This is a genomic window from Escherichia sp. MOD1-EC6098, from assembly GCF_002965865.1.
Lineage (GTDB): Bacteria > Pseudomonadota > Gammaproteobacteria > Enterobacterales > Enterobacteriaceae > Escherichia > Escherichia marmotae.
In genome coordinates, this window is the sequence record NZ_PTSN01000032.1 from 1 (window position 1) to 12915 (window position 12915).

The window sequence follows — 12915 nt, forward strand, 5'->3', positions numbered from 1 at the left end:
CCTGCCCGTGGCGTTACTACAACGATCGCGATGTACGCACAATCGTTGAGCTGGGGAAAGCCATAGACTTCGATGCCAGAACGGCTATTCCATTCGAAGGTGAGCGCCATAATGCACTTGATGACGCTCGTTACCAGGCAAAATACGTTTCAGCTATCTGGCAAAAACTGATCCCGAGTCAGGCTGATTTTTAATGTTCAACCCTAATTGCCGCTAACCGTATATAGTTAGCGGCGGTTATGAGATATAGCTATGAGCAGCTTATTTTTAACCGAAGATGAATTGCTAATATTAACGGGCTGCAAATATGCAAGCCACCAGCGAAAATGGTTAATGGAAAACGGGCTTCCGTTCTATACCAATCGTAGTGGCAAACCGATTGTCAGCCGGGATCTATTTACCTGCAATAAAACTTTACCACCACGCGAGGTAGAGCCGAATTTTGGTGCGATCTGATGGGAAGACGAAGGAAAAATCCTGAACACGAAAAATTACCTCCAAATGTATACCCAAATAAATATAGTTATGTATGGAAACCAACATCCAGAGAATCTGTCACACTAACCGCCATCAAGGATGGTTTAGCTGCTTTATGGAAAAAGTATGAGGAAACTGTAAATAATCGCGATCGTGCAATGACATTCGGTCGCTTGTGGGAAAAATTCCTCGCCAGCGCCTATTACAGTGACCTTAGTCCAAGAACACAAAAAGATTATCTGCAACATCAAAAAAAGTTGCTTGCCGTATTCGGTAAGGTACCAGCGGATTCCATAAAACCAGAACACATCCGTCGATACATGGACAAAAGAGGGGAGCAGAGTAAAACGCAAGCCAACCATGAAAAAAGCAGTATGTCCCGTGTTTACAGTTGGGGGTATGAGCGAGGGTACGTGAAGGCTAACCCATGTGCAGGTGTAAGTAAATTCAAGGCCAAAAACCGCGAACGATATGTAACCGACAAAGAATACCAGGCAGTATTAAGCGTTGCACCTCTTCCTGTTTTTATCGCAATGGAAATTGCCTATCTGTGTGCAGCGAGGGTTTCCGATGTGTTATCGCTGAAATGGGAGCAGATTGGAAACGACGGGATCTTTATCCAGCAAGGGAAAACAGGGAAAAAACAGATAAAAGCATGGAGTCCACGATTACAGGCGGCGGTCGAAAAAGCAAAACAGTTACCAAAATCCGCCTATGTGATCAGCAATCAATACGGCAACCGATATATGTACAAAGGCTTTAACGAAATGTGGGTGGAAGCAAGAAATCGCGCAGGAAAAATTTCAGGTATTTTAACCGACTTCACCTTCCATGATCTTAAGGCTAAAGGGATTTCAGATTATGAGGGAAGCAGTCGGGACAAACAGCTTTTCTCTGGACATAAGACTGAGGCGCAAGTGCTAGTTTATGACCGGAAAACAAAAATCACTCCAACACTGGATCTGCCATTAGTCAAAAAAGAAGGGTAATGAAATAGCACAGGCCCCAAATCAACCAATGGGGCTATTTTCGATTGAAGAGGTACTTCGTGATTACGAGAACAAGCCCAAACACTTCTGTTAAGGTTCCCCCCATGTACAGCTGCAATGTTAAGGCATCAAATTCCAGTGTCTTAAATCCAACCACAATGAACACCGCATTCATAACAAGCAACTGGATGGCAAGAATAAACAAAAGCCAGATACCATAGGTCTTTTTTAACTTAATCTCACCTTCAAAATCTCTGTTACTGAGCTGTTTTCTGTGTTGCTCAGGGTCAAGCGAACCAACCTGTGTCACATCGGAATGATCTGCGCCACTCCTTGTGCGTGATCTATAGACAAAATGTTCACTCTCGATCTCTTCATCTTTTTTAAAGGCCTGTTCGTCGCGCCCCTCTTCAGCCATCTGTCTATGTTGGTTCAGCGTTCCCTTTAGGGTATCGAATACCGACAACCTGAATTCATTATCAGAATCGTTCTCGTGCTGCATAACTCAATGTATCAGGCTAACCTTAGATTCTTCAGACGGAAATTGATCGCATCATCAGAAACTCCGAAATGATGTGCTATAACATAGCTCGGATGTCCCTGAGAATGCAGTCTTTTTACTTCATCTATAGGCATAAGAAGTTCAGCAGCAAACTGATTCGCAAAGATTTCATCTGGATCAGTTCCACTCCTGGATTCTTCACCACGAAAATCAGCGTACTCATAGACGTCACTTTGATCTGCCAGTCTGGCAATATAATGACCGAGTTCATGTCCGCACGAAAAGCGCTGCCGGGGCTTGCTATCATCTGCGTTAAGAAAGATTGCGGGATCCTGACACCTTTGCTTGATCAAAGCCCCAGACACATTGCCCGGTAATTTGCCAATAAAAACATCAATCCCCATATCGTTAGCGATTTTTGCAGGATCGACAGGAAAGTCCCGACCACGCCAGAACGTCTCCAGCACTCGCCGGGCATGTTCTCTCGGATTGGTAGCCATAGCTCCTCCAGATCAACGCACAAACATTTAGCTAACAAAAATCGTATACAAATATAACCCGGGAGACACTCAGCCTTCCAGGTTCATAACGCAAAAAGACACTTTTAACAGTGGATTTTTGCATATGTTAGCACAAAAATATTCCAACAAAATATTCCAAGTAATTCCAAGTGTGATTTTAATCACGGCATAGATTACTTATAAGTGCTTGAATTTTGGCGGAGAGAGGGGGATTTGAACCCCCGGTGGAGTTGCCCCCACTCCGGTTTTCGAGACCGGTCCGTTCAGCCGCTCCGGCATCTCTCCGTTCAGATTGTTGCCATGATGCCAGGAAATTTGGCATTTTAACAGTCTCTGTCCGTGCAATTTTGTTCAAGTGACGAGTTTGCGAGCAAAACGATGATTAAGTGGCCCTGGAAAGTACAAGAAACCGCCCATGATGATGCAATTCCGTGGAAGGAAGCTTTGGCGATACCTCTTTTGACATGTTTGACTGAGCAAGAGCAAAACAAATTAGTCACTCTGGCTGAACGTTTTTTGCAACAAAAACGACTGGTTCCTTTACAAGGCGTTGAACTTGATGCATTGAAAAGTGGTCGCATTGCCTTGCTGTTTTGCTTACCTGTTATGGAACTGGGACTGGAATGGCTGGATGGATTTCATGAAGTGTTAATTTACCCGGCACCATTTGTGGTAGACGATGAATGGGAAGACGATATAGGGCTGGTTCATAATCAACGTATTGTTCAGTCAGGTCAAAGCTGGCAGCAAGGTCCCATCGTGCTGAATTGGCTCGATATACAGGATTCTTTCGATGCCTCGGGATTTAATCTGATTATCCATGAAGTTGCACATAAACTGGACACCCGAAATGGCGATCGCGCCAGTGGCGTCCCCTTTATTTCTTTACGCGAAGTCGCGGGCTGGGAACACGATCTTCACGCTGCGATGGATAACATTCAGGAAGAAATTGAGTTAGTGGGGGAGAATGCCTCCAGCATCGATGCTTATGCTGCCAGTGATCCTGCCGAATGTTTTGCCGTGCTTTCCGAATACTTTTTTAGTGCTCCGGAGCTTTTTGCGCCTCGCTTCCCCTCGCTGTGGCAACGTTTCTGCCAATTTTATCAGCAGGATCCACTGCAAAGACTGCGAAATGCTAATGAAAGGGACGCATATTCAGCACCAGATGTTCATTAAATATCAATTTTGTTGCTTAATTAACCGATTGAAATGGCTTGTGAATTTTAGTGTTGACACTCGCTGCACCACTCAGTAATATTCGCCTCGTTCTCACGATTCCTCTGTAGTTCAGTCGGTAGAACGGCGGACTGTTAATCCGTATGTCACTGGTTCGAGTCCAGTCAGAGGAGCCAAATTCAAAAAAGCCTGCTTTAAGCAGGCTTTTTGCTATTTAGCGCCAAATCATAACAGACATATCTAAAATCTCTTAAATCTGATAATTACATCAGGATTGAATTTTTACGATAATTCTTTTCACCGTGTTTCTGAATTCATCCAGATTGATGCGATCAATCTCTTTCCCTACTACAATTGTCTCTGAAATATCTGCCATTGCAGGCCAGCGTGTTTTATAATCGGCATACACGGCGATGACAGGAACATTATAAGCACTTGTCATATGCAAAATAGAGGTATCTGGCGTTATCGCGAGAAAAGCATTTTTTATGACGGCAGCAGAACGTGCTATTGAAGGAGCCAACGATAAATGATAGACATTGTCAAAATACTGGGTTAGCTCTACTGCTTTTTCAGTACCATTGGGTCCATGAACAATGACAATTGGCATATTTGTTTCATTTTTAATCATAGCTATTAGCTTTTGAGCTATTGTTTCTGAAAAGGTTCTTTCCTGGGCACTGCCATCAAGATTAAGAGCGATGTAAGAACCCAATGGATCCAGTTCATAATGTACCTCGTCTATTACCTCTTCGTGGATCGGTAATTCAAATAAAGGGGGGACGGGTGGGAAACCTGCTTCTCGCATCATGAAAGCCCATGTCATTGGTACTGGCGCTCGAAGAGACTGATCCATTGTTGATGCCGATTTACATAATGGGGAATAACATGTCATCGTTAAACCCACAACTTGTAAATTCGTTTTCGCCTTTAAATGACTTATGAATAGCATTGTTTTCAAGTTTTTCTTGCGCATCGCTTCAATACAGAGATCTGGTGTACCGTGTTGCTCTCTTATACTTTTCGCCAGTTTTTTTATTTCATTTAAGCTGGCATAGTCCTGCATTGTCATACTGACTAATGTTAATTTGGTGTATTTAAGATGAAGCGCATCAAAAACAGATTTATTAATTGTAGATGTGATAATTAATAAATGTTTTATTTTATGTGATTCCAGCGATCTAATTATTGGGTAAATAGCCATTGCATCACCAATTTGATCTGGAATGTGAATGACTGCAAATTCAGTATTTGCAATATCAATATCTTCACATGAATAATCATAATAGCTAAATGCAATGCGTCTAAAAATTGACGTTAACGACATATCTAACCTCGCTTCCCTACTGGTTAAAACGTGATGGAGTTTATCAGAGATAGTCGTTTTCTAAAATCGATAAATAACGCAATGCCACATAACACGTCCTTATATTTTATGTGTTAATGATTTGCTTGAATTATACTTGTTATTTCAACAAAGGATTGTATTGCATTCTTCAATGCATGAAGCTGATGCAAAAATGGAGGTAAGACAAGAGATAAAGCGTCAACAACTGGTGGTGAACATCTCTCGTTTATTCAGTGGGGGAGATAAACCCCCACTTTTTTATTACACCGTAAGTGATGTCCGGTTAACCCACGTATGCCGCCAGCATTTCCTGTGCAGCAAGTTTGCCCAGCGCATTCGCTGCAAAAGGGCTGTCTCCGGTGAGAAGTTTACGATCCTTATGTACCCGGCCAGTAATGTCATCATTGATGATGTTCATTCCCATTTTCTTCAGTTCTTCACCGAAGTACCAGGTCAGATGACCCGGCATATAGCCAATATCTGGTGTTTGTTTGTCTGCTGCATCCGGGAATGCGCAAATTGAATAACCGTTTAGTGGGTTATCACCGTGGCGGAGCGACAGAAACGCAGCCGGGCCGTGACAAAGAGAGATAACAAAGCGGTCGTTTTCAATTGCCCATTGCAGAGCGGTAGCAACTTCTTTGCTTTCAGGTAAGCCAATAAGAGCACCATGACCACCTGGAACAAAGATTGCTGCGTACTCGCTGTCTGCGTTGAGGCTGGCGACAACATCCGCTAATTTCTTCGGATTGCGGAACAGAGATTTGTGCTGCTCAAAGAATGGCATCACTTTTTCATCTTTGTGTGGCATAGCCCAGTATTCAAACTTCGTCATCAGGCCAGAGATGGTCGCAACTTCGAACTCGAAACCAGCAGCATGCAGGTGATACAACGGCAGCAACGTTTCAATGGGATGGTTGCCCGTCGAGAATAGTTTACCGTTATCGGTCGGCAAATAGCGTTCGTCAGCGGCGATCACCAGAATTTTATGCTTACCGCTATACGGTTTTGGGTAGTCCACACCATCAAGATCAGATACAGGACTGGTATATTGGCTAAGCGAATATTCTGAAGGGAAGAACGCATTATCTTCAGCAATATCAATCTGCGGGTTCTTACTTGTTTGAACAGTCATAGTGTATTCCTTATTGTTACTTCGGTAGGTTAGTCACTATATTCGCGACTGAGCTGGATGCTATATTTAACCAGGAACGTAAAACGAGTCAATATACCTAAAGCGGTAGAGGGTTGCGTTAAACACGTCAGGGAAAATACATCACAGTTAACGAATAGTGTTCTCATCGAATCAACCTTATTTGCAATAAAAAACGTAAAGCGTAGCAATATATTTTAGTTCATTTTTCAGAAAAGATGAGATTGCATACTCTCGTTACATAGGGCGACTGTAAGAATCATAAATGAGATTTTTAGCAAAAAATAATGATGAAGCCGTTCTGTATAACCGTTAGTCGTGGAAAAATGATGAATCAGATTAAGCTTAACTGATGACAGATATGGTTAATTACATGCTATCAGATTCTCTAATTACAGTAGCAACCAGAAACAGGTGTGCGAGGAGTGGCTAAGGTTACAGCAGATATAATGCACCAAATATTTAAGGCATAACTATAATCTTTAACAGGTAAATTAATAATAATTTATAGTCTTTTTTATATTAAGATGTTTTCAGAGGTTTTCTATGTACTGAAATATTGTTATTCCGGTGAATGTCTTTCTCGGGATGATAGGGAACTATCGCTTTATTATGCGTAGTTTTTCGCTAACGTTTCTTCAGGGCATATTCATTTACCTGGCTTTATTCCGGAATATGTAAGAATCCTGGAGCGTAGATATGTTTCTGACATGCATCGTTTTAAAGATGCACTACGTGATCAGGCTTTGCACTGTTTAGCGACTCTGGTTGAACAGAAACTGGCAGATGTTATTGTGCCGGGAGTCACCCAGGAATTGAGTTTTGTCGACATGCTACAGCGGTTGAGAGTGCCGCTGCTGGTGATTTGACGAGGGGGATAAAAAAGCCCGAGTTCAATGAGGGACGAACTCAGGCTGGATGAGTTTTTACAGTAACGTGCCGTGGCGCGTTGGCTGATTAGAACTGGTAGACGATACCAACTGCAAACTGGTCATCAGTTGCTGCGCCAGTAATTGCCGCGTCATCTTTATCCAGCATGTTGAATTTATATGCAGTATAAACGTTCATGTTCTTATTGAAGTAGTACCAAGTACCAACTTCAATGTAGTTCACGCGGTCAGCGTCAACATATCTATGGCCTGGGACGCCTTTAATATCTTTACCTTTGGAGTAGACATAACCTAAGGAAGGACGCAGACCAAAGTCGAACTGATACTGAACAACTGCTTCAAAGTTCTGAGTTTCGTTGAGCAGTTGATCATGCATTATCGAGTTGCCGTCTTTGTCGAAGCCGCCTGTATTAACTGATGTCGGTGTCATATTACGAGTTTCACCATACATCACAGCAGCGTAGACATTGTTCGCATCATATTTTGCTGCCAATGACCATACTTCTGCATTTGAACCGTTTCCATCAGCAACTTGCTCATTGGTACGATCAGATTTACCATAAACACCGACAATACCAAAACCATCAATGTTGTAGTCTACGGACAACGCATAGCCATCACCGTTTTGTTTAGTAACGCCACGATTGCTGTTCTTGCCTTGATACTGAATTGCAAAATTCAGTCCATCGACCAGACCAAAGAAATCAGAGTTGCGGTAGGTTGCAACACCGTTGGTACGACCGTTCATAAAGTTGTCAGCGGAAGCCCAGGAATCGCCGCCCCATTCAACTAACATATCGGTATAAGCTGCGGCATCATAGGCAACACCGTAGTTACGACCGTAGTCGAAAGAACCAAATCCGTTATATTTCAAACCGGCGAAGGTTAAACGGGTTTTTTCCTGATTAGAACCTTCAGGCTTGCTGGCATCAAGGTTGTATTCAAACTGACCAAAACCAGTCAGTTCGCTGGTAATCTGAGTTTCACCTTTAACGCCGAAACGAGCATAGGAGGTATCCTCGTTTTCACTGTTATTATCATCAGTGTTCGACCAGATGCGTTCGCCAACCATCTTGCCGTAAAAATCAACTTTATTGCCATTCTTATTATAAATTTCAGCCGCATTTGCTGCGCCAGCAACTAATAACGCCGGGACCAGCATTGCCAGAACTTTTCTTTTCATTATGTATTCCCTTGTGATTATAATCTTCATGAATATATCAATAAGTGCCATTATCCAAAAAAAAGCACATTTGGATACTATTCTATGAAGTTCATTTTATTTTAAGGATTACATGTAACAAATATATTTAAAAGATTTCAAAATGTTTCTATCTTATTTAATATAATTCAAAATTATGAATTTCAGATACAAAAATTCATGTCATTTATGGTTGTATATCAATAGATTATTGATTTTTCGGAAGGATAGTTTGTGTCAATGAGTGTTGCACCAAAGACCCTGAGTGATCTTGCGCACATTATGAATGGCATAAAAAAAGCCGGCATCATGCCGGCCCAAAAATATAAACAAGACGATAAAGGCTAATAACGGAGTTATCATGACACAGAAAACGAAAAAGGTATAATTGTATTCAGTGCTAATATATTCAATATGTGAATTAATTAATTATCCACTGCCGAAAGGAAAATACTTTCTTATTTGTTTTTTCTGCAAATAATAGCCATTGGCTAAGATTTATATATTTGTTCAAAAAATGAGTGAGACTTGACTGTCTCAACTAATGTGGAAAAATGTGACTTTTATCACATAATAGTGCTAAGTCTGAATTTCCCGGGTTATCTCAAAATGGAGTACGGTTCGACAACGATGGAAGAGAGACTTTCTCGCAGCCCTAGCGGCAAACTGGCTTTATGGGCTTTCTATACATGGTGCGGCTATTTCGTCTGGGTAATGGCGCGTTACATTTGGGTGATGAGCAGGATCCCGGATGCCCCCGTGTCGGGATTTGAAAGTGATTTAGGCTCTACCGCAGGAAAGTGGTTAGGGGCATTAGTGGGATTTTTGTTTATGGCCCTGGTCGGAGCGTTGTTAGGTGGTATTGCGTGGTACACCCGACCCCGACCCGTGCGTAGCAGACGCTATGAGTAAAAACTGCTAAGGTTGCGACTCATTTGCAGCGGAGCGTGTATGGATTTACAACACTGGCAGGCACAGTTTGAAAACTGGTTTAAAAACCATCAAACGCACCAGGACGTGGCCCATGACCTGTGTCATTTTCGTCGTGTCTGGGCGACAGCGCAGAAACTGGCGTCAGATGAAGACGTCGATATGCTGGTCATTTTAACCGCCTGTTATTTTCACGATATTGTGAGCCTGGCGAAAAATCATCCGCAACGGCAGCGCTCCTCATTACTGGCGGCAGAAGAGGTGCGTCGCATTTTAAGTGCGGAATTTGTCGATTTTCCGCCAGAGAAAATAGACGCCATTTGCCATGCTATCGCGGCACACAGTTTCAGCGCACAAATTACACCTTTAACGGCGGAAGCCAAAATCGTGCAGGATGCAGACAGGCTGGAAGCTTTAGGCGCGATTGGTCTGGCGCGAGTGTTTGCGGTCTCAGGCTCGCTGGGTGTGGCGTTGTTTGACGGTGAAGACCCGTTCGCGCAGCATCGCCCGCTTGATGATAAACGCTACGCGCTGGATCATTTCCAGACTAAGCTGCTGAAACTACCGCAAACCATGCAAACGACAAAAGGTAAACAACTGGCGCAACACAACGCCCGTTTTCAGGTGGAGTTTATGGCTAAACTCAGCGCTGAACTGGCGGGCGAGAATGAAGGTGTGGATCATGACGTGATTCGTGCCTTTTCTCCTGCAGGCTGACCGCGTGGCCCTAAACTGAAGTAATTATGTTAACCTGTCGGCCATCTCAGATGGCCGGTTAAATCTATGCAGGAAAATATATCAGTAACCGATTCATACAGCACCGGGAATGCCGCACAGGCAATGCTGGAGAAACTGCTGCAAATTTATGATGTTAAAACATTGGTGGCGCAACTTAATGGTGTGGGTGAGAATCACTGGAGCGCGGCGATTTTAAAACGTGCGCTGGCGAATGATTCGGCATGGCACCGTTTAAGTGAGAAAGAGTTCGCTCATCTGCAAACGTTGTTACCCAAACCACCTGCACATCATCCGCACTATGCGTTTCGTTTTATCGATCTGTTTGCCGGAATTGGTGGCATCCGTCGCGGTTTTGAGTCGATTGGCGGTCAATGCGTGTTTACCAGTGAATGGAATAAACATGCGGTACGCACCTACAAAGCGAATCATTATTGCGACCCGGCTACGCATCACTTTAATGAAGATATCCGCGACATTACCCTGAGCCATAAAGAGGGCGTGAGCGATGAAGCAGCGGCGGCACATATTCGTCAGCACATCCCTGAACATGATGTTTTATTGGCCGGTTTTCCTTGCCAGCCGTTTTCCCTGGCTGGCGTATCGAAAAAGAACTCACTTGGTCGCGCGCACGGTTTTGCCTGCGATACCCAGGGGACGTTGTTTTTTGATGTGGTACGCATTATCGACGCCCGCCGTCCGGCGATTTTTGTACTTGAAAACGTCAAAAACCTGAAAAGTCACGACCAGGGCAAAACGTTCCGCATCATCATGCAGACGCTGGACGAACTGGGCTATGACGTAGCCGATGCAGAAGATAATGGCCCGAACGATCCGAAGATCATTGATGGCAAACATTTTTTACCGCAGCACCGTGAACGCATTGTGCTGGTGGGTTTCCGTCGCGATCTTAATCTGAAGCAAGATTTTACCCTGCGTGATATCAGCGATTGTTTCCCTGCGCAGCGAGTGACGCTGGCGGAGTTGCTGGATCCGATAGTCGAAGCGAAATATATTCTGACGCCGGTGCTGTGGAAGTACCTCTATCGCTATGCGAAAAAACATCAGGCGCGCGGTAACGGCTTCGGGTACGGGATGGTTTATCCGAACAATCCGCAAAGTGTCACGCGCACGCTTTCTGCCCGCTATTACAAAGATGGCGCAGAAATTTTAATCGATCGCGGCTGGGATATGGCAACAGGTGAGAAAGACTTTGACGATCCGCAGAATCAGCAACATCGTCCGCGTCGGTTAACACCTCGTGAATGCGCACGGTTGATGGGCTTTGAAGCGCCGCATGAAGCGAAATTCCGCATTCCGGTTTCTGACACTCAGGCCTATCGCCAGTTCGGCAACTCGGTAGTCGTACCGGTCTTTGCCGCGGTGGCAAAACTGCTCGAGCCAAAAATCAAACAGGCGGTAGCGTTGCGTCAGCAAGAGGCACAACATGGCCGACGTTCACGATAAGGCCACGCGTAGCAAAAATATGCGCGCGATTGCCACGCACGATACAGCAATCGAGAAGCGCCTGGCCAGTCTGTTAACCGGACAGGGGCTGATGTTTCGCGTTCAGGGTGCCAGTCTACCCGGACGTCCGGATTTTGTCCTCGATGAGTATCGCTGCGTGATATTTACCCACGGCTGCTTCTGGCACCATCATCATTGCCATTTGTTCAAAGTTCCTGCCACACGAACGGAGTTCTGGCTGGAGAAGATAGGTAAAAATGTCGAGCGCGATCGTCGTGATATTAATCGATTGCAGGAACTCGGCTGGCGTGTATTGATTGTCTGGGAGTGTGCGTTACGTGGGCGAGAGAAGTTGACGGACGCGGCGCTGACCGAGCGTCTGGAAGAGTGGATCTGCAGCGAGGGTGCCAGCGCGCAGATCGACTCTCTGGGGATTCATTTACTCGCTTGATGTGTCCTGAATGACGGGGGCGACAACGGGTTTAGCAGGAAAGAGATATTTCCCCAGCGTTACCAGCACCACCGCGAAGACAATCACGCCCAGTGCCAGCCATTCAATCCGCGATAGCGTTTCGCCACCCAGCCCCGTACCCAGCAATACCGCGACCACCGGGTTAACATAAGCGTAGCTGGTCGCCAGGGCCGGGCTGACATTGCGGATTAAATACATATAAGCGTTGATGGCGATGATAGAACCAAACAGCGCCAGATAGCCGACCGCCAGGAAGCCCGAAAGAGAAGGTAGCGCCGTCAGTTTTTCACCCGCAATCATCGATGCGATCATTAACACCACGCCTGCCGCCAGCATTTCAATGGCTCCCGCCATCATCCCCACTGGCAGAGTGATTCGTGAGCCATAAACTGAACCAAATGCCCAACTCACAGACCCGATCAAAATCAGGATCGCGCCCCACGGATTGCCGCTTAAATTACCGCCACTGTTGAGCATGATGATCCCCGCTAACCCAATGGCGATGCCAAGCCACTCCAGTTTGCGCGTTTTTATGCCAAACAGGCGGCTGAAGCACAGGGTAAAGAGTGGCACCGTTGCCACCACCACGGCGGCAATGCCGGAAGGGACGTTTTGATGTTCGGCTACCGTTACCATGCCGTTACCGACAGCCAGCAGTAACAGGCCAATAAGCGCGGCATTAAGCAGTGGACGTAGCGGCGGCAATTTGTGCCCGCGCAGCAGTAAAAATGCCATTAGTAAAATACCGGCTGCCAGAAAGCGCACGCCCGCCATCATTAACGGTGGCCAGCTTTCTACCCCAATCCGAATAACAAAATAGGTTGAGCCCCAAATGATATACAGCGCAAACAGTGCGCCAAAAAGCGGTAACAACTGGCGGAAACGCATAATCCCTCACGATGGAAATAAAAAGGCGGTTCATAGTAAACGTGAAAATCATTTCACTGGCGAGAGATATAATCGTAATTGATTGTTAATAAAATGTTGACTTGTGAAGCAAGTATCAGACAAGCCGATTTTGCTTCATACTTAGCACCGTCAACAATAAAAATGA

General features: G+C 44.9%; 15 protein-coding genes and 2 tRNA genes. 10 read left to right on the forward strand and 7 right to left on the reverse strand.

The window, feature by feature from the left end; genetic code table 11:
* The 3 genes from C0K55_RS23180 to C0K55_RS23190 form a co-directional block, all read left to right on the forward strand.
* The coding region (locus C0K55_RS23180; RefSeq protein WP_001073668.1) for a 3'-5' exonuclease at window positions 1-194 on the forward strand (194 nt) is incomplete at its 5' end.
* A gap of 58 nt (window positions 195-252) precedes the next feature.
* Window positions 253-456: a DUF4224 domain-containing protein gene (locus C0K55_RS23185; protein WP_000096344.1), complete on the forward strand. Its 204-nt coding sequence runs from the start codon at window positions 253-255 to the stop codon at window positions 454-456.
* A complete protein-coding gene (locus C0K55_RS23190) occupies window positions 456-1466 on the forward strand; it encodes a tyrosine-type recombinase/integrase (protein WP_097455494.1) in 1011 nt (336 codons plus the stop codon). The genes C0K55_RS23185 and C0K55_RS23190 overlap by 1 nt, the downstream gene beginning before the upstream one ends.
* Before the next feature lie 34 nt (window positions 1467-1500).
* Here the strand turns inward: C0K55_RS23190 and C0K55_RS23195 are convergent, their stop codons facing one another.
* From C0K55_RS23195 to C0K55_RS23205, 3 genes are all read right to left on the reverse strand, one after another.
* A complete protein-coding gene (locus C0K55_RS23195) occupies window positions 1501-1968 on the reverse strand; it encodes a hypothetical protein (protein ID WP_096264072.1) in 468 nt (155 codons plus the stop codon).
* Between the two features lie 11 nt (window positions 1969-1979).
* Window positions 1980-2468: an ImmA/IrrE family metallo-endopeptidase gene (locus tag C0K55_RS23200; RefSeq protein ID WP_096264073.1), complete on the reverse strand. Its 489-nt coding sequence runs from the start codon at window positions 2466-2468 to the stop codon at window positions 1980-1982.
* A gap of 216 nt (window positions 2469-2684) precedes the next feature.
* Window positions 2685-2774: transfer RNA gene (locus C0K55_RS23205), tRNA-Ser, on the reverse strand.
* Window positions 2775-2867: 93 nt separating this feature from the next.
* Here C0K55_RS23205 and mtfA point away from each other — a divergent pair.
* Together mtfA and C0K55_RS23215 are read left to right on the forward strand one after the other, a co-directional pair.
* The gene (gene mtfA, locus C0K55_RS23210; RefSeq protein ID WP_001516583.1) at window positions 2868-3665 is read left to right on the forward strand and encodes a DgsA anti-repressor MtfA; all 798 of its coding nucleotides are present in this window, start codon (window positions 2868-2870) and stop codon (window positions 3663-3665) included.
* A gap of 100 nt (window positions 3666-3765) precedes the next feature.
* Window positions 3766-3841, forward strand: a tRNA-Asn gene (locus tag C0K55_RS23215).
* 92 nt (window positions 3842-3933) lie between these two features.
* Here the strand turns inward: C0K55_RS23215 and C0K55_RS23220 are convergent.
* Together C0K55_RS23220 and hchA are read right to left on the reverse strand one after the other, a co-directional pair.
* Window positions 3934-4992, reverse strand: a complete 1059-nt coding sequence (locus tag C0K55_RS23220) for a glycosyltransferase family 9 protein (protein WP_105267002.1) — start codon at window positions 4990-4992, stop codon at window positions 3934-3936.
* Between the two features lie 304 nt (window positions 4993-5296).
* Complete coding sequence (gene hchA, locus C0K55_RS23225) at window positions 5297-6148, reverse strand: glyoxalase III HchA (protein WP_000218188.1); 852 nt, start codon at window positions 6146-6148, stop codon at window positions 5297-5299.
* A 728-nt stretch (window positions 6149-6876) separates the two neighbouring features.
* On the opposite strand from hchA, the gene C0K55_RS26780 reads away from it, so the two are divergent.
* Window positions 6877-7035, forward strand: coding sequence for a hypothetical protein (locus tag C0K55_RS26780; protein WP_172955709.1), 159 nt, complete (start codon window positions 6877-6879; stop codon window positions 7033-7035).
* 88 nt (window positions 7036-7123) lie between these two features.
* On the opposite strand, the gene C0K55_RS23235 is transcribed toward C0K55_RS26780, so the two are convergent.
* Window positions 7124-8239, reverse strand: a complete 1116-nt coding sequence (locus tag C0K55_RS23235) for a porin (RefSeq protein ID WP_016248841.1) — start codon at window positions 8237-8239, stop codon at window positions 7124-7126.
* 648 nt (window positions 8240-8887) lie between these two features.
* On the opposite strand from C0K55_RS23235, the gene drpB reads away from it, so the two are divergent.
* From drpB to C0K55_RS23255, 4 genes are all read left to right on the forward strand, one after another.
* Window positions 8888-9169: a cell division protein DrpB gene (gene drpB, locus C0K55_RS23240; protein WP_272897107.1), complete on the forward strand. Its 282-nt coding sequence runs from the start codon at window positions 8888-8890 to the stop codon at window positions 9167-9169.
* Between the two features lie 39 nt (window positions 9170-9208).
* The gene (locus tag C0K55_RS23245) at window positions 9209-9904 is read left to right on the forward strand and encodes a phosphohydrolase (protein WP_105266825.1); all 696 of its coding nucleotides are present in this window, start codon (window positions 9209-9211) and stop codon (window positions 9902-9904) included.
* Window positions 9905-9970: 66 nt separating this feature from the next.
* Window positions 9971-11389: a DNA-cytosine methyltransferase gene (gene dcm, locus C0K55_RS23250; protein ID WP_001157228.1), complete on the forward strand. Its 1419-nt coding sequence runs from the start codon at window positions 9971-9973 to the stop codon at window positions 11387-11389.
* Window positions 11370-11840 carry a very short patch repair endonuclease gene (locus tag C0K55_RS23255; RefSeq protein WP_000785975.1) on the forward strand — a complete coding sequence of 157 codons (471 nt, stop codon included), beginning with the start codon at window positions 11370-11372 and terminating at the stop codon, window positions 11838-11840. The genes dcm and C0K55_RS23255 overlap by 20 nt, the downstream gene beginning before the upstream one ends.
* Here the strand turns inward: C0K55_RS23255 and yedA are convergent.
* Window positions 11829-12749: a drug/metabolite exporter YedA gene (yedA, locus tag C0K55_RS23260; protein WP_001212246.1), complete on the reverse strand. Its 921-nt coding sequence runs from the start codon at window positions 12747-12749 to the stop codon at window positions 11829-11831. The genes C0K55_RS23255 and yedA overlap by 12 nt on opposite strands.
* Window positions 12750-12915 lie beyond the last annotated feature (166 nt).